A 20,955-nucleotide genomic window follows, 5' to 3' on the forward strand; every position below is an offset into this window, starting at 1 on the left:
ACCCCACAGGTACCCAGCCTCGCCGCAGCGGCTCCCGCTGTCACCCGGGCGGCCGAAAAGCGCCCCCCGGGCGGGTGCCGACGGGCGGGTCTAGCATCGTCGTATGGGAGAGCGAGAGTTCGCGCTCACCGCTCCGCAGCTCGTACTCGAGACCGACGGCGACTCACAGGTGATGAGCCCGAGCCGCAGCTACGCCGTCGGGCGGGATCCGGCGAGTGACATCGTGTTCACCGACCCACGGGTCTCCTGGCACCACGCCGTCCTGCACGTCGGGGACGGCCACTGGGTGCTCGACGACGACGGCTCCACCAACGGGACGTACTGCGAGGGGCACCGGGTCGCGCACCTGGACGTGGGGCCCGGAACCGTCCTGTGGTTCGGCAGCCCGGCCGACGGACCGTCCTGCCGGCTGGCCGCGCTGCCCGAGCCGACCGCGCTGTCCGCCCCCCGGCAGCCGTCCGCGCTGACCGCCATCACCGGCTCGTTCCGGCCACCGACCACGGTGCGGCCGCTGCCCGCCAAGGTTGTGCGGATCGGCCGCGCGCCGGACAACGACCTGGTGGTGGGCGACCTGTCGGTCTCCCGGCACCACGCCGAGCTTCGCGCGCGGGCCGACGGGCGGTACGAGATCGCCGACCTGGAGTCGCACAACGGCACCTTCGTCAACGGACAGCCGGTACTCCAGGCCCTGGTCGGGCCCGGCGACCTGGTGGGCATCGGGCACTCGGTGTTCTGCCTGGTCGGCGACCAGCTGCAGGAGTTCGTCGACACCGGCGACATCGACCTCGACGTGGAGGGCCTGACCGTCCAGGTGGCGGGCGGGCGCACCCTGCTCGACCAGGTGACCTTCCCGGTCGGCCAGAAGTCGCTGCTGGCGGTCGCCGGACCGAGCGGCGCCGGCAAGTCCACCCTGCTGAACGCGCTGACCGGCCTGCGCCCCGCCGACCACGGCACCGTCCGCTACGACGGCCGCGACCTCTACCGCGACTACGCCGAGCTGCGCAGCCGGATCGGCCTGGTGCCGCAGGACGACATCCTGCACACCCAGCTGCCGGTGCGCCGCGCCCTCGCCTACGCCGCCGAACTGCGCTTCCCCGGCGACACCGCGCCCGCCGAGCGGGCCGCCCGGGTGGAGGAGGTGATCGACGAGCTCGGCCTCGCCCAGCGCGCCGACCAGGTGATCTCCAGCCTCTCCGGCGGCCAGCGCAAGCGCGTCAGCGTCGCCCTGGAGCTGCTCACCAAGCCCTCGCTGCTCTTCCTCGACGAGCCGACCAGCGGTCTCGACCCGGGCATGGACCGCTCGGTGATGCAGATGCTGCGCAACCTCGCCGACGACGGACGCACCGTCATCGTGGTCACCCACAGCGTGCTCAGCCTGGACCTCTGCGACCGGCTGCTGCTGCTCGCCCCCGGCGGCAAGATCGCCTGGTACGGGCCGCCCGGCGAGACCCTGGAGCACTTCGGATACCGGCACTGGCCCGAGGCGTTCGAGGCGTTCGAGAACGAGCGGGACCGCGACTGGTCCGGCCAGTTCCGCTCCTCCCCGCCCTACCGCCGCTACATCGCCGGCGTCACCGAACGCCCCGCCGCGATCCCGGTGCCCGAACCCGACCCGCAGGCCGCCGTGCCCGCCCCGGCCAAGCCCAAGCCGCGCCGCTGGCGCAAGCAGGTCGGCACGCTCTGCCGGCGGTACGCCAGCGCGCTCTCCGCCGACCGGACCTTCCTCGCCGTGATGATCGCCCTGCCGTTCGTCATGGGCGCCATGGCGCACGCGCTGGCCGGCTCCAAACTGGACGAGTCCACCGCGCTCAACGCGCTGCTGATCCTGTGCGTCGGCGGCGTGCTCACCGGCGCCGCCAACGCGGTCCGCGAGCTGGTCAAGGAACGCACCATCTACCAGCGCGAGAGAGCCGTCGGCCTGTCCAGATCGGCGTACCTCTGCTCGAAGATCATCGTGCTGGGCACGGTCACCGTGGTGCAGTCCGTGGTGCTCACCATGGTCGCCCTCGCCGGCGTCAAGTTCCCACCGGGCACCAGCGGCAACTTCATGCCGCCGCTGCTGGAGATCACCCTCGCCGTGGCGCTGCTGTCGGTCACCGCGATGATGCTCGGCCTGGTGATCTCCGCGCTGGTCAAGAAGGAAGAGGTGACCATGCCGCTGCTGGTCCTGGTCGCCATCGTCCAGGTGGTGTTCTGCGGCGCGCTGCTGGAGCTCAACGGCGTGCCCGGCCTCAACCAGCTCTCCTGGCTGATCCCCTCCCGCTGGGCACTGGGCGCCATGGCCTCCACCATCGACCTGCCCCGCGTCGTCCCCGGCACCCTCACCGACGACCCGCTGTTCCGGCACACCAGCGGCGTCTGGCTGCTCGACATGGGCATGCTGCTGGCCCTGGCCGTGGTGTACGGCCTGGTCGTCGCGCGGCTGCTGCGCCGGCACGAGCCCGCCGTGATGCGGAAGCAGTAGGGAGTGGCGGATGACCGCACCCTTCGAGTTCCGGCCCACCCACGTCGCCCCCGGCGACGGCCTGCAGACCTGGACCGGCCCCGACCCGTCCCGCCCCTCGGTGCGGCTCGACCCGCTGCTGCCCCTGCAACTCCTGTCCACCAGCGGCAACTGGGCCCGGATCCTGTGCTCCAACGGCTGGTCCGCCTGGGTCGACGGACGGCTCCTGGTCGCCCTCCCGCAGCACCCGCCCGGCACCGGCGAAGCGCTCGGCACCGGTGAGGACCCCCGGCCGCTGCTCGCCGCCCTGGAGCGCTCCCTCGCCTCCTACCGCCGGCTGCTCGACGACTGGGCGGCCGGCCGGATCGACCTGGAGACCTTCCGCGACGGCACCCGCAACTTGCGGCTGGGCGCCGTCCTGGACGGCGCCTCCGCCTGGCTCCTCGACCTCGACCAGGGCCGCTGGTACTACTGCGACGGCACCCGGCTGCAGACCTACGCCACCGTCGACAGGGACGGCGCGGCATGACCACCGCCGCCCGCACCGACCTCACCGGCCACCAGCTGGCGGGCTACCGGCTGGAGAAGCTCATCGGCCGCGGCGGCATGGCCGTCGTCTACCGCGCCGAGGACCTGCGGCTCGGCCGGATCGTCGCCGTCAAACTGCTCGCCCCCGAACTGGCCCGCAACGACGTCTTCCGCAAACGCTTCGCCCGCGAGTCGCGGATCGCTGCCGCCATCGACCACCCCAACATCGTCCCGGTGTACGAGGCCGGCGAGGCCGAGGGCGTGCTCTACATCGCCATGCGGTACGTCCGCGGCCGCGACCTGCGCGCCCTGCTCGACCGGGAGGGCCCGCTGTCGGTGCGGCAGACCGTGCGGATCGCCATGCAGGTGGCCAGCGCCCTGGACGCCGCGCACGCCCGCGAACTGGTCCACCGCGACGTCAAACCCGGCAACATCCTGATCGCCGAGGGCACCGACAGCGACCACCCCGAGCACGCCTACCTGACCGACTTCGGCCTGACCAAGAAGTCGCTCTCGCTGACCGGCCTGACCAGCGTCGGCCAGTTCGTCGGCACCCTGGACTACGTCGCTCCCGAGCAGATCTCCGGCAAGCCGGTGGACGGGCGGTGCGACGTCTACAGCCTCGGCTGCGTGGTCTTCGAGATGATGGCCGGAGGGCCGCCCTACCAGCGCGACGACGACCTCGCCCTGCTCTGGGCCCACCTCAACGACCCGCCGCCCCGGCTCGTCGAGCGCCGCCCCGACCTGCCGCAGGCCGTCGACGCGGCCCTTACCAAGGCCCTCGCCAAGGCGCCGGACGAACGCTACGGCAGCTGCCTGGAGTTCATCGGCGCCCTGCGCCTCGGCGAGGCCTCCGCCCCGGCACCCGCCGCCGCGACCGCCGCGCCCGAGCCCACCGCCGTGGTCCGCGAGGTCCCGGAGCCCGAAGGGCCGCCGCCCCCGCCGCCGTGGGCCTGGCCGGTCTTCGGCGTGACGGGCTGAGCGCCCCGTCAGAGGACCTCCGTCTGCTCCGGGGTGACGCAGTAGGAGTAATCGTCGACCTGCACGGTGTAGCCCTTCGGCGGCTCCAGGGAAGTCGTCCACCAGAGGCCGGTGACCTCCCCGACCGCAGGACCCAGGGGCTGCCGTCCTCGCCTGCCACCGAGTAGCGCGGGACGATCGAGCCGTCGAACTCGTCCCGGTCGACGACCCACTCGACGACCACGCCGCGGGTGCCACGATGCCCGGCCCGAGCCGGCCGAGCCGCGGGTCCAGCGGGTCCGACGGGTCCGGCGTGGTCAGTTCCACCAGCTCGCCGTAGGCCGGCGCGGCCTGCTCGGCGGCGGAACGGGGGTGGTTCAGCCGGTGGTGGGCGGGCGGCGGAAGCGGTTGGCGAGCGCGCCCCCGGCGAAACCGGCGAGCGCGCCCCACGCGGCGGCCAGCGGTACCGTCCGCCACAGGTCCGGCGTCAGATCCGCCGAGCCGTCGCTGCCCACCAGGCCGAACAGCGACAGCCCGTACACCGCCGAGATCCGGGTCGCGACGCTGATCAGGAGCAGCGCCAGCGCCATGGCCACCGCCAGGTGGACCGCGTGCCGCCACGCCGGCAGCCGGACCGGCGTACGCCACGCCACCGCCGCGCCCGCCAGCAGCACCAGCACGCCCGCCAGCGGAAGCAGCAGCCAGGCACGGGTGTCCTGCGCTGCGAGCGTCGACAGGTCGAGCGTCACGTTCTCGCGGGAGCGCAGCACGCCCGACAGGGCCTCCGGGAACGGCAACCCCAGACTGCCCGGCAGATGCCCGTGCCAGGAGCCGCCCAGGCCCACCCCCAGCGCCAGCCACGCCACGTTCGGCAGGCCCAGCAGGACCACCGCCAGGGTCTCCCGCGGCTGACTGCCGACCACCAGCGCCACCAGGCCGCCCACCAGACCCAGCACCACGTACACCAGCGCCAGCGTCAGCACCGCGTGCGCCGCCGGACGGACCCCCACGTGGAAGCGCACCAGGCGCGCCGGGAGCGGCGCCCGCCGGGAGACCGCCAGGGCGATCAGCAGCACCACCGCCAGCCACAGCAGGCCCCAGCCGATCGCCGGGCCGGGATCGACCTTGAACCCGACCACCGGCTCGGCATCGAACGCGCCGCCGATCTCGTCCAGCAACGGGTCACCCGTCGACACCGTGAAGGTGTGGCCGGCGGCGAGCGACAGCAGCAGGACGGCGACCGTCCAGACCACGGCGGTCTGCGCGGCGCGTAAGCCCAGCTCACGGGCCGTGACCACGGCGTGCGAGCGCAGCGGCCGCAGGAACAGCGCACCCGCCACCAGCGCGCCCGTCAGACCGACGGAGAGCGGCAGCGCCGTCACCCCGCCCTGCGCCGACGCGACGAACGCGGCGCCGCCGTCCAGCCGCAACGGCGCACCCAGCGCCATCAGCACGGTCGCGCACACCACCGCACCGAATCCGCCGCCCGGCAGATCCGTCGCACGGGCCAGCCAGAGGCCGACCGACGCGACAAGCAGCATCGAGGCGAACGCGGCGACGGTCACCAACAGCGCGGACAACCAGCCGCGCAGCGCGACCGGGGAGCTCTCGGGCACCCTTCCAGCTTCCACCGGACGATCGACGTCGGCGAGTCGCAGGGCGCCGGCGAGTTGCAGGGGCGGACGGATCGGCGCAGACAATTGAGACGGGCCCGCACCCGCGGGCCCGCGGGGGAGTCCCCGATCGGGAGGAAGTCCGGTGAGTTCCCAGCCGCCGACCGACCAGTCGCCCGAACCGCCCGAACAGCCGGACGGCGACCCCGCCCGGCGCGCGGCCGCGCCGCGACCCGAGCACGACGCCACCCGCGTCGTCGCGAGCGGAGAGCCGACCGAGGTCGCCGACGTGCCACCCGACGAGGACGGCGAAACCGGTACCACCCAGGTGGTCGGCCGACCTGCGGACGCGGTGGGCGACGACGCCGACGGGCGAGACGACGCCGACGGGCGCGACGAGGGCACGGCCGTGACACCGGTGGCGGCGGCGGAGGCGCGACCGCCGGAACGCGAGGTCACGCAGGTGGCGGACAGCGAGCCGCCTGCGGCGCCGCCGGACGCACCGGGGCCGGAGTCGAGGACCGGGACGACCGAGGTGGTGGGGACGCCGCCGGTCGCCGAGCCGACCGCGGTGGCGGACGTGCCGGAGGGGCGGCCCGCGGCCGCGCCGTCGTCGGGGTCGGGGGTCGGTGGGCCGGTGGTCGGGCACGAGCCGACGGAGCTGGCTGCTTCGCCGACGGGTGGGGCGGGCGAGGAGACGGAGCTCGCGGCTGCGCCGTCGTCGGGGACGGGGCCCGCGCCGGCCGGTGGGGACGCGGGGGAGGAGACGCAGCTTGCGGAGGGGGAGAGCGGCGGCGGTGGGTGGGGGGCGGCTGCGGCGGCTGCCGGAGCGGCTGCGGCGATGGGGTCGGCGGGGTGGACGGGGGCGCCGAAACCCGGGCCCGAGGGGGACGGGGCCTGGTCGGAGCCGCCGCCGTCGGGTGGGTCGCGGGGGTCGGAGCCGCCGCAGTTCGGGGCGAGCGGGCCGTCGTGGCCGCCGGCCGGGACGTACGGGGACTCACAGGCGTCGGGGGAGCAGCCGGTGGGGCCGCCGTCCGGGCCGCTGTCGGCGCAGGGGTCCGGTCAGGGCACCGCGCCGGCCTCGGTGCCGTCGGGCGGTGGGGTGGTGCCACCGGAGGGCGGCGGCAGCGGAGGAGGGAAGCCGCCGGGCGAGCCGCCGCTGCGGGAGGTGCCCGGCGGGGGCGGGCGGCCGCCGTGGTGGCGGAACCCGCGGATCGTCGCCGTGGGGGCCGGTGCCGCGGTGGCGGCCGTGGTGCTGGGCGTGGTGTTCGCGAACCAGTCGTCGAACAGCGGGGGCAGCCCCACCACCACCCAGGCGGCGGGCAGCGAGCAGGTCGCGTTGCAGCCGGTGGCGGCCGTCGGACAGGACCCGTTCACCGGGTCGGTGGCCAATGCCGTGGCGACGTCCGCGTACGCGTCCGCGCCGGCGACCAGCTACTCGGCGTCCGCGTCCAGCGCGGGCGGCGGGGTGGTGAACGGCGGCACGGCCGGCCTCTACGGCGGCAGCCAGAAGCTGGCCAGCTGCGACGTGCCGAAGCTGTCCGGCTACCTGAAGGAGAACCCGGACAAGGCGCAGGCGTTCGCGAAGGTGGAGAGCATCACGCCCGACGCGATCGACGGCTACCTCAAGGGCCTGACCCCGGTGGTGCTGCGTGCCGACACCCGGGTCACCAACCACGGCTTCCGGGACGGCGCGGCCACGCCGTACCAGGCGGTGCTGCAGTCCGGTACGGCGGTGCTGGTCGACTCGTACGGCGTGCCGCGGGTGCGCTGCGCGTGCGGGAACCCGCTGCTGCCGCCGACGGCGGTGACCGCCTCGCCCTCGTACCAGGGCACGGCGTGGTCGACGTTCAAGGGCACCGACGTGGTGATCGTGCAGCCCGCGCCGGCGCCGACCGACGTGATCGTGCTGACGGACCCGCAGAGCGGTGCGCACTTCGACCGGCCGGTCGGGACGACGGGCGGCGGCGACCACAGTTCGTCGGCCTCGCCGTCCGGGCCCTCGTCGGGTCCGTCCTCGGGACCGTCGTCCGGCCCGTCCTCGGGCAACTCGCCGGCGTCGCCGGGTTCGCCCGGTTCGTCGCCGTACAGCCCCGGCTCGCCCGGCTCCTCGCCGGGCTCGGCCCCCGGGGCGCCGAAGTCGCCCGCCTCGCCCGCCTCCGGGGCGAGCGTCGGGAGCTCCGCGCCGGGCGGGTCCGCGCCGAGTGTGAACTCCTCGGGTCCGGTTGGTGGGGTGTCCGCGAATGCCTCGGTCGGCGGGGACTAGCAGCGGCGCGGCCGTGGCATGCTGGGGCGGTGATCCTCGCCGACGACGCGCACTACCTCCAACTGAGTCCGGTGCGGTACCAGTTCCCCACCCCGATGGGCAACGAGTTCGACGACAACTGGCTGATCGTCCGGGGTGACGTGACGACCCCCGGCGGGAGCTGGGGGTTCGCCGACCCGGCGATGCTGCGCTTCGAGGCGGAGGGCGTCCCGCGCTGGCTGCGCGCGGTCGCGGACGGGCGGGTGCCGGTGACGGCGGCCGACGACGAGGACGGGCGGGTGGAGTTCCTGGAGCCGGTGCTGGGCTTCAGCCTCGCCGCCCGCGACGAGCGGGCCGCCGTCGTGCGGGTGCACTTCGCGCTCGCCGCCGCCCCGCCGTGGGCGGAGGAGCACGAGCAGACGGCGCTGCCGTCCGCCGTGGTGGAGATCCGCTGCACGGACCGGATGCTGCGCGCCGCCGCCGACGAGTGGGCCCGCGAGCTCGCCCGCCTCCCGGAACGCTGACCGGCCCGCGCGGCCGACCGGCACGCCGCCGGACGGCTCACAACCCGCGGACGGCCTCCGCCAGGTCGGGGCCGTAGGAGGACCAGCAGACCACCGAGCCGTCGGCGTCGAGCTGTCCCATGAACCATTCGCCGTCGGCGTGCGCGAGGCACAGCTCGTGGAAGGACAGGATGACGTCGGGCCGGAGGACGTCGTAGTCGGCGGCGCCGCACTGCTCGACGACGACGAGCCGTTCGAGCGGGAGCAGCTCGGCCCGGGCGTCGCCCGACACGGAACGGACCCGCTCGATCGTCCATCCGTCGGGGAGTTCCGCGTTCACCGCCGCATGGTCTCAGCCCCGGGCGCCCCGCAGCCACTCGTTTCCCGAGCTGTGGGCGGGGGTGAACGGCTGCGTACGATCGAGGGCATGAGCACTGTGAGTCCGTACGAGATCTCCACCGACCCGGACCGGCTGGACCTGGATCTGGTCCACCACTGGCTGTCCACCGGCGCGTTCTGGGCACTCGGGCGCAGCCGGGAGACGATCGGGCGGGCGGCGGCCGCTTCGATCAACTTCGGTGCGTACGACGGGGAGGGGAGGCAGGTCGGGTACGCGCGGGTGGTCAGCGACCTGGCGACGTTCGGGTGGCTGTGCGACGTGTACGTGGCGGAGGCGCACCGGGGGCGGGGCCTGGGGACGAAGCTGGCCGAGGCGGTCCGCGACCACCTGGCGCCGTACCGGCTGAAGCGGCTGCTGCTGTCCACCATCGACGCCCACGAGGTGTACGCCCGGGTCGGGTTCGAGCCCTTCCCGTACCCGGAGCGGCTGATGTACATCCCCGGGGCGGGCGGGTGACCGCGCCGGTGGCCGGCACGTACGCGCGGGTCGAGCGGGAGCGGCGCTTCCTGCTGGCCGAGGTGACGGACGACCCGCGGTTCGCCGGCGGCGCGCTGGTCCGCACCGGGCGGGCCGAACTCCTGACTCTGCTGGGCGAGTTCGGGATCGCCGCGGTGGGGTGAGGTGACGCCCGAGGAGTGGGGACGGACCGGAGATCGAATCGCAACCGCGCGGCGCTGGACCGGGCCGTTGCGGTACGACCATAGTGGGCCGTCGGTTCGAGACGGGGGACGGTGGGCGGCGTGGGCCGGGTCAGGTACGTCGATTTCCTGCGGGGCGTGGCGATCGTGATGGTGGTGCTCGGACACTGGGTGATCACCGCTCTGGTCCGCGCCCCGGACGGGACGATCACCGCGCCCGAGCTGCTGGCCACGGTGGGGTGGACGCAGTGGCTGACGCTGCTGTTCCAGATCATGCCGGTGTTCTTCCTGGCGGGCGGGTACGCGGCGGCCGGCTCCTGGCGCAGGCACCGGGAGGCCGGCGGCGGGGCGGCGGGCTGGATCCGCGGACGCGCGGTGCGGCTGCTGCTGCCCGCGGCGGCGTACGTGGCGATCGCGGTGGCGTGCCTGGCGGTGAGCCGCGCGGCCGGGGTGGATCCGGGGCTGCTCGGGATGGTCGGCTGGGCGCTGGCGATGCAGTTCTGGTTCCTCCCGGTCTACCTGATCGTCAGTGCGCTGACGCCGTGGCTGTACGCGGCGCACCGGCGGTGGGGGCTCGCCGCCGCGGCGGCGTCGGCGGTGCTCGCGGTGGCGGTGGACCTCGTCGACCTGGCGGATCGCGGGAGCTGGATCGGGGCCGCGAACCACGTCCTGGTGTGGGCGGTGGCCTACCAGCTGGGATTCGCCTGGGAGGACGGCCGGTTGGCGGCGCGCCGGCCGCTGCTGTGGGCGGTGGCCGGGGCCGGGGCGGCGGCGTTCGCGGCGCTGGTGGCGTACGGGCCCTTCCCGGTGAGCCTGATCCTGGTGAGCACCGAAGAGGTCAGCAACACCAACCCGCCGTCGCTCGCGATGCTCGCCTGGGTGCTCGCGCAGTGCGCGCTCTGTCTGCTGGCGGCCCCCGCGATGGAGCGGGCACTGCGGGCCGAGTGGCTCTGGCGCCTGGTCCGGCCGCTCGGCCGGGTGTCGATGACGCTGTACCTGTGGCACATGGTGCCGGTGCTGGCGGCGGCCGCCGCGTTCTACCTGACCGACCTCGCGCCGGAGCCGGTGGTCGGCTCCGGCGCGTGGTGGGCGTGGCGGCCGGTGTGGATCGCGGTGCTGGCGCTCTTCCTGGTGGGGCTGCTGACGGCGCTCGTGCCGGTGGAGCGGCTGCTGCTGCGGGTCGGCGGTGCGGTGCGTCCGCAGGCCGAGGTCCGGCAGCCGTACGCCGTGCTGGCGGGGCTGGCCGGACTGGCCTGCGCGGTCTGGGCGCTGACGGTGTGGGCGGGGGAGGGGCTGGCCAGGACGGGCGCCCCGGCGGGGTGGACGGTGGCCGGGTTCGCCGCGGGGACGGCGCTGGTGCTGCTGCCCCCGGCGCGGGCGGCGGTCGCGCCGGAGGCGGCCGGGACGGGCTGACCCGGCCCCGACCCGGCCCTGCCCCTGGCCGGCGGGTCAGTCGCCGGAACGGGGCAGCCGGTGGTGCCCGTCGCTCTCCGTCGCCGCGGCGGCGAGCCGGGCGGCGTGCTCGCCGTACGCGAGGTGGGCCTCGGCCGGACGTCCGGCGGCGCTCAGCAGGGCGCTCAGCTGCGGCAGGTACCGATCCCGGTCCCACGCGGTGGGCGGGAGCACGCGGCGCTGTTCGTGGAGGGCGTCGGCGGCCTCGCCGAAGCGGCCGCACCCGGCGAGGGCGGTGGCGAGCGCGTACAGGGCACCGGCCAGGAAGGCCGGGCCGCCTGACGACCGGGCGAGGTCGACACGGTGCCGGCTGAGCGTCAGCCACTGCTCGTGGTCGTCGAATTCGGAGTGCATGGTCTGGAGGGCGTCGAGCGCCGTGTGGAGCGCGGGGTTGCGGTCCGGGTTGTCCGGGTGGAGACCGTCCGCCGCTTCGAGGGCCTCGGAGAGCAGGGCGTGCCGGGCCGCGTGGTCCTCCCGGACCGAGTCGCTGAGGCGGACGAGCGCGCGGGTGAGCTTGGGGCGGTACACGGCGGGCGAGACCGGGGCGAGCAGGCGGAAGGCCCAGACCTGCTGCAGGAGGGTGGGCTCGTCGGTGCTGAGCAGCATGGTGCGGGCGCGGGTGGTCAGGTCGTCGGTCATCAGGGTCCCCCTTCGTCCGTCCGCTCCGCTGCCCCGCCGGACGACGGGGCAGCACGACGCGGCACGTCGGCTCCCCGGGGAGGGGAACCGACGCGCGGTCAGGAGTGGATGCGGACGAGTCTGCGGGTCGGCGCGGGGCCGGGACAAGATCGAACCGACGTGCTCTCGGCCCTACCGCCGGGGCGGTCGACCGGGCAGAATGGACTCGACACTCTGCTGCGGCGCCTACAGCTCCAACTGGTACTGGACCGAGGTGTGGGTCAGCCGGTAGCCGAGGGCGTCGTTGACGGCGCGCATGCCCGTGTTGGACCGGGCGGTGTCGGTGAGGAGCCCCTCCAGTGACGGCTGCTCGGTGAGCGCCCAGCGGATCGACTCGGCCTTCATCCAGGCGGCGAGGCCGCGTCGCCGGTGCTCGGGCAGCACGCCGGTGCCGTAGTGCTGGGCGTCGCCGGTGCGGGACCGCGGGACGACCAGTTCGGTGAAGCCGGCGATCGAGCCGTCCGACTCGTCCACGGCGGCGACGGTGTGCAGGAGTTCGCCGCGGGCGGCGACCTTCTCGGCGATCGTCCGGACCAGCTCGGTGTCCCAGGTGACGGTGCCGAAGTCGGTGTCGTCCATCGGCATGTCGTCCATCGCCCGGCGGGAGGCGGTGAAGGTCTCCAGGAGCGCGTCCGGCACGGTGCCCACCCAGGAGACCAGGCGGTAGCCGGGGTGGGGGCGGGCCACCAGCGCTTCCATGGCGGCCGGGTCGGCGTCGGCCAGCGGCAGGCGGGCGTACAGCAGGGTGAGGACGGCCCGGAACCCGCGGGCGGCGAGGAAGGCGTCGGCGGGGGAGCCTGCCTCTGCCTGGGCGAGGACGGTGCGCCGGCCGTGCTCGCGGGCGGCGTCGACGGCGGCGCCGAGCAGCGCGGTAGCGGCGCCCCGACGGCGGTCCTCGGGCCGGACGTCGATCTCCAGCGCGGCGAGGTGGGCCTGCCCGGCGGACCCGTAGAGCCGCAGCGAGGCGGTGCCGGCGGGCGCGTCGTCGGTGCGCCAGCGCAGCAGATCGTCGGTGTCGGTGGGGACGGCGGTGACGGTCGGGGTGGTGCGGGGGGTCAAAGCGGCTCCAGGCGGTGCGGTGATCATTTCGCGAGCACGCAACCATCCGGACGTCGCCGGGGCAAACGGTTTTGACGCATGTTCAGTCTCGGGAGACGGGCAGAGCCATGCGGCAGCGTACCCGGCCGTTCGGTGCGGAGTGCAGCCCTTGACGACCGGCCCGCCGGGAGTGAACGATACGTCGTGCCTGCAATGGAGCGGAATCGGGCCATTGGATTTCGGGGTTGCGCACGCCGTCGGAGCAGGAGGCGCGCCCTCCCGCGTGGCCCGTGGCATCCGGGCCGCCGGAGCAGGATGATCGACACCGCCGCGCGGTCGGACGGCCCGACGGACGCACCTGCAGAGGAGAGCACCACATGAGTCAGCCGACCCTGACGCTCGACCGCCTGCGCGAGCTGGTCGCCGAGGGAACCGTCGACACGGTGGTCCTCGCGATGACGGACATGCAGGGCCGTTTGCAGGGCAAGCGGATCGCCGCCGACTACTTCCTGAGTGATGTGGTCCCGCATGCGGCCGAGGGGTGTGGCTACCTGCTGGCCGTGGACATCGACATGAACACCGTGGACGGCTACGAGGTCTCGTCCTGGGAGAGCGGTTACGGCGACCTGGTGTTCGTGCCGGACTTCTCCACCCTGCGCAGGGTGCCGTGGCAGCCGGCGACGGCGATGGTCCAGTGCGACATGGTCCACCACGACGGGCGGCCGGTGGCGGTCTCGCCCCGGCAGGTCCTCAAGCGGCAGTTGGAGCGGCTGGCCGGTTACGGCTGGCACGCCTATGTGGGGACCGAGCTGGAGTTCATCGTCTTCAAGGACAGCTACGAGCAGGCCTGGGAGAAGAACTACCAGGCGCTCACGCCGGTCAACCAGTACAACGTGGACTACTCGATCCTCGGCACCGCCCGGATCGAGCCGCTGCTGCGGCGGCTGCGCAACGAGATGGCGGGCGCGGGGCTGGTGGTGGAGTCGGCGAAGGGCGAGTGCAACCTCGGTCAGCACGAGATCGCGTTCAAGTACGCGGACGCGCTGCGGACCTGTGACGACCACGCGGTGTACAAGACGGGTGCGAAGGAGATCGCGGACCAGGAGGGTTACAGCCTGACCTTCATGGCGAAGTACAACGAGCGTGAGGGGAACTCCTGCCACATCCATCTCAGCCTGCGCGACGGGGAGGGGCGGCCGGTGATGGCGGGGGAGGGCCCGAACGGCTTCTCGCGGACGATGGAGCACTTCCTGGCGGGGCAGTTGGCCTGCCTGGCGGAGTTCTCGCTGCTGCTGGCGCCGAACATCAACTCCTACAAGCGGTACGTGGCGGGCAGTTTCGCGCCCACGGCGGTGGCGTGGGGGCGGGACAACCGGACCTGTGCGCTGCGGGTGGTCGGCCACGGCCCGTCGCTGCGTTTCGAGAACCGGGTGCCGGGCGGTGACGTCAACCCGTACCTGGCGGTGGCGGCGCTGATCGCGGCGGGACTGCACGGCGTGGAGCGGCAGTTGGAGCTGGAGGCGGAGTTCACCGGCAATGCGTACGCCAGTGACGCGCCCCGGGTCCCGGCGACGCTGCGTGATGCGGTCGCCCTGTTCGAGAACAGCGCTGCCGCGACGGAGGCGTTCGGCAAGGACGTCGTGCGGCATTACGTCCATGCCGGGCGGACCGAACTCGCCGCGTACGACGCCGCGGTCACCGACTGGGAGCGCCGTCGGGGGTTCGAGCGCCTGTGAAGCCGCTGATCGGAATCACCACCTACCGGGAACCCGCCCGGTGGAGCGTCTGGACGACGGCCTGCGGGTCACCGCGTGGAGTGCGGACGGCGCGGTCGAGGCACTGGCGTCGGCCGGAAAGAAAGGATGATCGTGGCTGAGGACCTGTTCGAGGTGGTCAATCCGGCGACGGAGGAGGTGATCGCGACCGTCGAGCTGGCGGACGAGGCCGCGACGGATGCGGCGATCGCGCGGGCGAAGGCGGCGTTCGAGGGCTGGCGGCGGGTTGCTCCGGGTGATCGGGCGCGGCTGCTGCGGGCGTTCGCGGCGGCCGTGGATGCCGATCGTGAGCATCTGGCGGCGCTGGAGGTGGCCAATGCGGGCCACACGATCGGCAACGCCCGCTGGGAGGCGGGGAACGCCCGCGATGTGATCGAGTACTACGCGGGGGCGCCGGAGCGGTTGTTCGGCCGGCAGATCCCGGTGGCGGGCGGGTTGGACGTGACTTTCCACGAGCCGCTGGGCGTGGTGGGTGTGATCGTGCCGTGGAACTTTCCGATGCCGATCGCGGCCTGGGCCTTCGCCCCGGCGCTGGCGGCGGGCAACACGGTGGTCGTGAAGCCGGCCGAGTTGACTCCGCTGACCGCGCTGCGGCTGGGTGAGCTCGCGCTGCGGGCGGGGCTGCCGGAGGGGGTGCTGCAGGTCCTGCCCGGGCGCGGCACGGTGGTGGGGCAGCGGTTCGTGACCCATCCGGATGTGCGGAAGGTGGTGTTCACCGGGTCGACCGCGGTCGGGAAGTCGATCATGGCGGGGTGTGCGGCGCAGGTGAAGCCGGTCACCCTGGAACTCGGCGGCAAGAGCGCCAACATCGTGTTCGCCGACGCGGACGTGGAGAAGGCGGCGGCGAGCGCGCCGTACGCGGTGTTCGACAACGCGGGGCAGGACTGCTGCGCGCGCTCCAGGATCCTGGTCGAGGCGTCGGTGTACGAGGAGTTCGTGCAGCGCCTGGAGGTGGCGGTGCGCGGGGTGCGCGTGGGTGATCCGATGGATGAGAAGACCGAGGTGGGTCCGTTGATCTCGGCTGCGCACCGGGAGCGGGTGGCCGGTTTCGTGACGGATCCGGTCTTCCAGGGGAGTGTGCCGGACGGTCCGGGTTTCTGGTTCCCGCCGACGGTGTTGACCCACGCGTCGCACCGGGAGCGGGCGTTCACCGAGGAGATCTTCGGCCCGGTGGTGAGTGTGGTGCCGTTCCGTGGCGAGGGTGATGCGGTGCGGATCGCGAATGACACGGAGTACGGCCTGTCGGGTTCGATCTGGACCCGTGACGTGGGCCGGGCGTTGCGGGTGGCGCGGGCGGTGGAGGCGGGGAACCTGTCGGTCAACTCGCACTCGTCGGTGCGGTACTGGGCGCCGTTCGGCGGGTTCAAGCAGTCCGGGCTGGGTCGTGAGCTGGGTCCGGATGCCCTGCACGCTTTCACCGACATCAAGAACGTTTTCATCTCTACCGAGGAGTGAGCATCATGACCGAGCGACTCGAGGGCCGGGTGGCCGTCATCACCGGTGCGGGCAGCGGCATCGGCCTGGCCACCGCGCGGCGGTTCGCCGCCGAGGGCGCCAAGGTGGTCTGCGTGGACGTCGACGAGGAGCGCGGCGCCAAGGCGGCCAACGAGGTCAGCGGCCTGTTCGTGCAGGCGGACGTGACCGACGAGGAGCAGGTCCGGGCGATGTACCAGACCGCCGTGGACACCTACGGCTCGCTGGACATCGCGTTCAACAACGCGGGCATCTCGCCGCCCGACGACGACTCGATCCTGGTGACCGGGCTGGAGGCCTGGAAGCGGGTCCAGGACGTCAACCTGACCAGCGTCTACCTGTGCTGCAAGTACGCGATCCCGCACATGCAGCGTCAGGGCAAGGGCTCCATCATCAACACCGCGTCGTTCGTCGCGGTGATGGGCGCCGCCACCTCGCAGATCTCCTACTCCGCCTCCAAGGGCGGCGTGCTGGCGATGTCGCGCGAGCTCGGCGTGGAGTTCGCCCGGCAGGGCATCCGGGTGAACGCGCTGTGCCCGGGGCCGGTCAACACCCCGCTGCTGCAGGAGCTGTTCGCCAAGGACCCGGAGCGGGCCGCGCGCCGCCTGGTGCACATCCCGCTCGGCCGGTTCGCCGAGCCGGAGGAGATCGCCGCCGCCGTCGCCTTCCTCGCCAGCGACGACTCCTCGTTCATGACCGCCAACACCTTCCTGGTCGACGGCGGCATCTCCGGGGCGTACGTCACCCCGCAGTAGTCCGCGCAACGCCGGCGGCCGGGCACCCCGCACGGGGTGCCCGGCCGCCGGCGTTGCCCGCGGGGGGTTCAGCAGTCCTCGTCGGCCGCCTCGGTGTCGTCCACCACCGCGTCGCCGCCGGTGACGATCGCCGATCCGCCGTGGACCCAGGCGTCGCCGCCGGTCACGATCGCGTTCCCGCCGGTCACGTCGGCGTCGCCACCGGTCACGACGACCCACTCGTCGTCACCGTCCACCACCGCGTCGCCGCCGGTGACGATGGTCGCCGAGGCCGGCGGGCAGTGCTTGTGGTGGTTCGCGTGCGGGTGGTGGTGGCCGTAGGCGGCGGCCGAGCCGGCGGCACCGAACAGGGCCAGGCCGGCGGCGGCGGTGAGCGTGGTGACCTTGGCAATGCTGAAACGCATCGGAGTCCTCCGTGGTTGGTGACGGACGCCACCGATGATCCAGCGGACCCGTGCCTCGCCCACGAACCGACGCGGTGTCGGTCACCCTCACGGTGGACACGATCAGCGCCAATGGCCCAGTACGGCGCTCCTCCTCATGGATGGTCACCCGAAGTGCCTGAAGTGCGGCAGGTGGAGGGCCTGGCGGTCAGCGGCGGCCTGGCAGGGTCCTGCTTCCGGTGGATCCGCCGCCGGGGCGTCCGGCCCGCTCAGTGGGGCGGGGTGCCGATCGGGAGCTCCAGTTCGAACCAGACCACCTTGCCGTCGCGGGTGGCCCGGCTGCCCCAGCGGTGGGCGAGCTCGTTGACCAGGTGCATGCCCCGGCCGCCCTCGTCCTCCGCGCGGGCGGCGCGCAGCCGGGGCTCGCGGCTGTCCACGTCGGACACCTCGACGGTGAGCAGCTGGTTGCGGAACAGCCGGATCTGGACCGGGGCCCCGGCGTGCACCAGGGCGTTGGTGATCAGCTCGCTGGTGAGCAGCTCGGCCAGGTCGCCCAGCGAGCCCAGCCCCCAGCCGTGCAGGGTGTCGCGGGTGAAGCGGCGGGCGTGCCGGACCATCGCCCGGTCGCCCTCCAGGGTCAGGGTGGCCAGCTGGTCGCCGCCGATCGGCCCCGCGTGGGCCATGATCACCGCGACGTCGTCCTGCCCGGCGTTGGCGTTGAGCGCGGCCAGCACCGCGTCGCAGCCCCGCTCCAGGGTCGGCTGCCGGAGGGCGACCGTGCGGCGCAGCAGGTCCAGCCCCTCGTCCAGGTCGTGGCCGCGGCGCTCCACCAGGCCGTCGGTGTACATCACCAGCAGGCCGTCGTCCGGCAGGGTGAAGCGCATCGCCTGGAACGGCACCCCGCCGACCCCCAGCGGCGCGCCCGGCGGCGGGTCCAGCAGCCGGGCGGTGCCGTCCCGTTCGGAGACCACCGGCGGCAGGTGGCCCGCGGTGGAGAGCGTGCAGATCCGGTCCACCGGGTCGAAGACCACGCACACGCAGGTGGCGAACTGGCCCTCGCCGAGCGCCGCGGTCGCCTCGTCCAGGCGCCGCAGCACCCGCGCCGGGTCCATGTCCAGGGTGACCAGGGTCCTTGCCACGGTCCGCAGTTGGCCCATGGTCGCGGCCGCCCGGATGCCGTGCCCCATCACGTCGCCGACGATCAGCGCCACCCGCCCGCCGGTCAGCGGCACCACGTCGAACCAGTCGCCGCCCACCTCGCTGATCACGCTCGACGGCAGGTACCGGTAGGCGATCTCCAGACCCGGCGTGCGGTGCACGTCCTGCGGCAGCAGGCTGCGCTGCAGGGTCAGCGCGGTGTCCCGCTCGCTCCGGTACAGCCGGGCGTTGTCGATGCAGACCGCGGCCCGCGCCGCCAGCTCCTCCGCCAGCGCCACGTCCGCCGGGGTGAACGGCTCCTGGTTGCGGGTCCGGATGAACTCCGCGCCGCCGAGCACCGTCCCGCGCGCCAGCAGCGGCACCATCAGGTACGAGTGGACGCCCGCCTCCAGGCTCGGCTCGATCCGGTCCGGGTGCGCGACGATCCGCCGCAGTGCCGGCTCGTCCACGTGCGGCACCAGGATCGACCGCCCGGTGCGCAGGCTCTGCGCGTACAGCTGCGCCGACCGCGAGGCCCCGCCCACCGGGTCGGAGGCCGAGGTCATCGTCCCGGCGTCGTCGATCTCGCCGACCGCGACCGCCCGCAGCAGCACCGAGCCGGACGGCGGCACCGGGTCCGGCACCTCGCCCTCCATCACCGACTCCAGCAGGTCGACCGTCACGAAGTCGGCGAACCGCGGGATCACCACCTCGACCAGCTCCATCGCCGTGCGCGGCAGGTCGAGCGTGGTGCCGATCCGGGTGGAGGCCTCGTTGAGCAGCGCCAGGCGCTCCTGCGCGGCCCCCGCCGCGTCCAGCGCCCGGCGGCGCTGCTCGGCGGCGTCCCGCTCGCGGGTGTACAGGATCGCGTTGTCGATCGACACCGCGGCCCGCGCCGCCAGCTCCGCGGCCAGAGCCATGTCGGCGTGGTCGTAGGGCTGCTCGGTGATCGAGCGGTAGAAGGTCGCGGTGCCGATCGCCGCGCCCCGGGCGATCAGCGGGATCACCATCAGCGAGCGCACGCCCTGCTCGCGGACCGCCCGGGCCCGCTCCAGGTCGTCGGCGAACCAGCTCATCGCCCGCTCGTCGGTGTGCGGCAGCAGCACCGGCCGCCGGTGCGCCAGCGCCCATGCGTACGGGGTGCTCGGGTGGAAGCGGTGCACGGTGCCCTCCGGCGCGACCGGCACCATCCCGCTGCCCGGCACGGTGTGGAACGCCAGCCGGCGCAGCACCGCCGAGCGGTCCGCCTGCCCCGGGGTGGGCGAGGGATCACCGCGCACCAGCGCGTCCAGCACCTCCACGATCACCGTGTCGGCGAGCCGCGGGGTGGCGGTCTCGGCCAGCTCCCGGGCCGTGGTCGCCAGGTCGAGCGTGGTGCCGATCCGGGTGGAGGCCTCGTTGAGCAGCGCCAGGCGCTCCTGCGCGGTCTGCGCGGTCTCCAGCGCCCGCCGCCGCTGCTCGGCGGCGTCCCGGGCCCGGGTGTACAGCCGGGCGTTGTCGATCGCGGTCGCCGCCCGGGTGGCCAGCTCGTCGCCCAGCGTGACGTCGTCCTCGGTCAGCTCCTCGCGGTCCGCCCGCCGCGAGTACACCAGCATGCCGAGCACCGAGCCGCGGGCCACCAGCGGCGTGACCACCACCCGGCGCGGCCGGTCGCCCAGGTACGCGCTGAGCGCGTGCTCCGGCACGGCCTCCGCCAGCAGCGGCAGCTCCCACGTCGGGGCGCTGACCGTGCGTCCCAGCTCCAGCGCCCGGCCGTACGCCGACTCGCGGGGCACCAGCAGCACCGCCTCGGTCGGCAGGTGCCGGGTCGGAAGGTCCGGGTCCACCGTGGTCAGCGCGATCCGCCGCAGCCGGTGCGGCAGCTGCCCGCCGTCGCCCGGCACCTCGTCGGCCGGCTGCTCCTCGCCGCCGCTGATCAGGTGCTCCAGCGCGAACACCCCGGCGCTGTCGGCGAGGTCCGGCACGACGGCGTCCGCCAGCTCGTGCGCGGTCTGCCGGACGTCCAGCGTGGTGCCGACCGTCGCGGTGGCCTCCGCCAGCAGGGTCAGCCGCCGCTGGGCGCGGGCGGCCACCGTCTCGGCCTGGAAGCGCTCGGTGATGTCCACGATGGTCGAGGAGACGCCCAGCACCCGCCCGTCCGCCTGCTGCAGCCGGAAGTAGGAGGCCGACCAGGCGTGGTCGTGGGTCGGGTCGCCCGGGGTGCGACCGTGCGAGCGGGTGTCCACCACCGCCTCGCCCTCCTCCAGGACCCGGCGCATCACCGCCTCGATCTCCCGGCCGTTGATGCCCGGCAGCACCTCGGTCACCCGGCGGCGCAGGTGCGCGTCGACCGGCAGGCCGTTGATCTTCGCCAGCGCCTCGTTCAGCCGGACGAAGCGCAGCTGCGCGTCGTACACCGCCATGCCCACCGGGGACTGGGTGAAGAATCCGTCCAGCACCGCCAGGTCGGCCTGCAGCCGGCGCAGCGCCGTCACGTCCGAGGCGACCGCCAGCACCAGGGGCCGGCCGTTCGGCCCGGCGATGGGGTGGGTGCGGAACTCCAGGTTCACGTGGTGCCCGCTGCGGTGGCGCACCGGGAAGACACCGGACCACGCCCGGCCCTGCAGGATGTCCCGGAACAGCGCCAGCACCTCCGGCCGCTGCTCGGCGGTGACCAGCAGCTGTGCGGCCGGCGAGCCGACCGCCTCGTCCGCGCGGTAGCCGAGCAGGGCCTCCGCGTCCGGGCTCCAGTGCAGGATCAGGCCGTCCTCGGCGATCAGCGCCGTGGCGATCGGGATGGTCAGCAGGCCGTCGAAGGCCTGCTCGTCGGCTCCGGCGAGGGCCGGGTTCCGGCGGGTCTGGGGGATCCTGCCCTGTTTGTCGGTGTCCATCGGCCACCTGCCGCTCACTGGGCGCTCCGCCCTGCCATGTTCCCATGGCGGCCCGCCGCTGTCC

17 protein-coding genes are annotated in these 20,955 nt (G+C 74.0%); 11 read left to right on the forward strand and 6 right to left on the reverse strand.

What is annotated here, in order from left to right:
- The first annotated feature begins 103 nt into the window (after positions 1–103).
- The 3 genes from ABEB06_RS36330 to ABEB06_RS36340 are packed head-to-tail and all read left to right on the forward strand — an operon-like array spanning position 104 to position 3,952.
- Entirely contained in the window at positions 104–2,464 is a 2,361-nt protein-coding gene (locus tag ABEB06_RS36330) for an FHA domain-containing protein (protein WP_345701201.1), read from the forward strand.
- A gap of 10 nt (positions 2,465–2,474) precedes the next feature.
- The gene (locus ABEB06_RS36335) at positions 2,475–2,972 is read left to right on the forward strand and encodes a hypothetical protein (RefSeq protein ID WP_345701202.1); all 498 of its coding nucleotides are present in this window, start codon (positions 2,475–2,477) and stop codon (positions 2,970–2,972) included.
- Complete coding sequence (locus ABEB06_RS36340; protein WP_345701203.1) at positions 2,969–3,952, forward strand: serine/threonine-protein kinase; 984 nt, start codon at positions 2,969–2,971, stop codon at positions 3,950–3,952. The genes ABEB06_RS36335 and ABEB06_RS36340 overlap by 4 nt, the downstream gene beginning before the upstream one ends.
- Positions 3,953–4,308: 356 nt before the next feature.
- Here ABEB06_RS36340 and ABEB06_RS36345 read toward each other — a convergent pair whose 3' ends face one another.
- Entirely contained in the window at positions 4,309–5,547 is a 1,239-nt protein-coding gene (locus tag ABEB06_RS36345) for a streptophobe family protein (RefSeq protein WP_345701204.1), read from the reverse strand.
- Positions 5,548–5,689: 142 nt separating this feature from the next.
- Here ABEB06_RS36345 and ABEB06_RS36350 point away from each other — a divergent pair, with 142 nt between their 5' ends.
- Both ABEB06_RS36350 and ABEB06_RS36355 read left to right on the forward strand, forming a co-directional pair.
- A complete protein-coding gene (locus tag ABEB06_RS36350) occupies positions 5,690–7,810 on the forward strand; it encodes a DUF6777 domain-containing protein (RefSeq protein WP_345701205.1) in 2,121 nt (706 codons plus the stop codon).
- A 29-nt stretch (positions 7,811–7,839) separates the two neighbouring features.
- The gene (locus ABEB06_RS36355) at positions 7,840–8,313 is read left to right on the forward strand and encodes a WapI family immunity protein (protein WP_345701206.1); all 474 of its coding nucleotides are present in this window, start codon (positions 7,840–7,842) and stop codon (positions 8,311–8,313) included.
- Between the two features lie 37 nt (positions 8,314–8,350).
- On the opposite strand, the gene ABEB06_RS36360 is transcribed toward ABEB06_RS36355, so the two are convergent.
- The gene (locus ABEB06_RS36360) at positions 8,351–8,632 is read right to left on the reverse strand and encodes a hypothetical protein (RefSeq protein WP_345701207.1); all 282 of its coding nucleotides are present in this window, start codon (positions 8,630–8,632) and stop codon (positions 8,351–8,353) included.
- A gap of 87 nt (positions 8,633–8,719) precedes the next feature.
- On the opposite strand from ABEB06_RS36360, the gene ABEB06_RS36365 reads away from it, so the two are divergent.
- The 3 genes from ABEB06_RS36365 to ABEB06_RS36375 all read left to right on the forward strand — a co-directional run bounded on the left by ABEB06_RS36365 (position 8,720) and on the right by ABEB06_RS36375 (position 10,743).
- A complete protein-coding gene (locus tag ABEB06_RS36365) occupies positions 8,720–9,148 on the forward strand; it encodes a GNAT family N-acetyltransferase (RefSeq protein ID WP_345701208.1) in 429 nt (142 codons plus the stop codon).
- Complete coding sequence (locus tag ABEB06_RS36370; protein WP_345701209.1) at positions 9,145–9,312, forward strand: hypothetical protein; 168 nt, start codon at positions 9,145–9,147, stop codon at positions 9,310–9,312. Before ABEB06_RS36365 ends, ABEB06_RS36370 begins: the two co-directional genes overlap by 4 nt.
- Before the next feature lie 156 nt (positions 9,313–9,468).
- Positions 9,469–10,743 carry an acyltransferase family protein gene (locus ABEB06_RS36375; protein WP_345701210.1) on the forward strand — a complete coding sequence of 425 codons (1,275 nt, stop codon included), beginning with the start codon at positions 9,469–9,471 and terminating at the stop codon, positions 10,741–10,743.
- A 36-nt stretch (positions 10,744–10,779) separates the two neighbouring features.
- On the opposite strand, the gene ABEB06_RS36380 is transcribed toward ABEB06_RS36375, so the two are convergent.
- Positions 10,780–11,421: a hypothetical protein gene (locus ABEB06_RS36380; RefSeq protein WP_345701211.1), complete on the reverse strand. Its 642-nt coding sequence runs from the start codon at positions 11,419–11,421 to the stop codon at positions 10,780–10,782.
- Positions 11,422–11,646: 225 nt separating this feature from the next.
- The gene (locus tag ABEB06_RS36385) at positions 11,647–12,519 is read right to left on the reverse strand and encodes a GNAT family N-acetyltransferase (protein WP_425559738.1); all 873 of its coding nucleotides are present in this window, start codon (positions 12,517–12,519) and stop codon (positions 11,647–11,649) included.
- A 356-nt stretch (positions 12,520–12,875) separates the two neighbouring features.
- Here ABEB06_RS36385 and ABEB06_RS36390 point away from each other — a divergent pair, with 356 nt between their 5' ends.
- The 3 genes from ABEB06_RS36390 (at position 12,876) to ABEB06_RS36400 (ending at position 16,501) form a co-directional block, all read left to right on the forward strand.
- On the forward strand, positions 12,876–14,234 hold the full coding sequence (locus ABEB06_RS36390) for a glutamine synthetase family protein (protein WP_345701212.1): 1,359 nt from the start codon (positions 12,876–12,878) through the stop codon (positions 14,232–14,234).
- A gap of 132 nt (positions 14,235–14,366) precedes the next feature.
- Positions 14,367–15,728 (forward strand): aldehyde dehydrogenase family protein, encoded by a 1,362-nt coding sequence (locus ABEB06_RS36395; protein ID WP_345701213.1) that lies wholly within the window; start codon positions 14,367–14,369, stop codon positions 15,726–15,728.
- Positions 15,729–15,733: 5 nt separating this feature from the next.
- The gene (locus ABEB06_RS36400) at positions 15,734–16,501 is read left to right on the forward strand and encodes a 3-oxoacyl-ACP reductase (protein ID WP_345701214.1); all 768 of its coding nucleotides are present in this window, start codon (positions 15,734–15,736) and stop codon (positions 16,499–16,501) included.
- A gap of 68 nt (positions 16,502–16,569) precedes the next feature.
- Here the strand turns inward: ABEB06_RS36400 and ABEB06_RS36405 are convergent, their stop codons facing one another.
- The gene (locus ABEB06_RS36405) at positions 16,570–16,905 is read right to left on the reverse strand and encodes a hypothetical protein (protein WP_345701215.1); all 336 of its coding nucleotides are present in this window, start codon (positions 16,903–16,905) and stop codon (positions 16,570–16,572) included.
- A gap of 248 nt (positions 16,906–17,153) precedes the next feature.
- Positions 17,154–20,891 (reverse strand): SpoIIE family protein phosphatase, encoded by a 3,738-nt coding sequence (locus ABEB06_RS36410; RefSeq protein ID WP_345701216.1) that lies wholly within the window; start codon positions 20,889–20,891, stop codon positions 17,154–17,156.
- Positions 20,892–20,955 lie beyond the last annotated feature (64 nt).

Origin of the sequence: Kitasatospora terrestris (genome assembly GCF_039542905.1) — a bacterium.
Classification (GTDB): Bacteria; Actinomycetota; Actinomycetes; order Streptomycetales; family Streptomycetaceae; genus Kitasatospora; species Kitasatospora terrestris.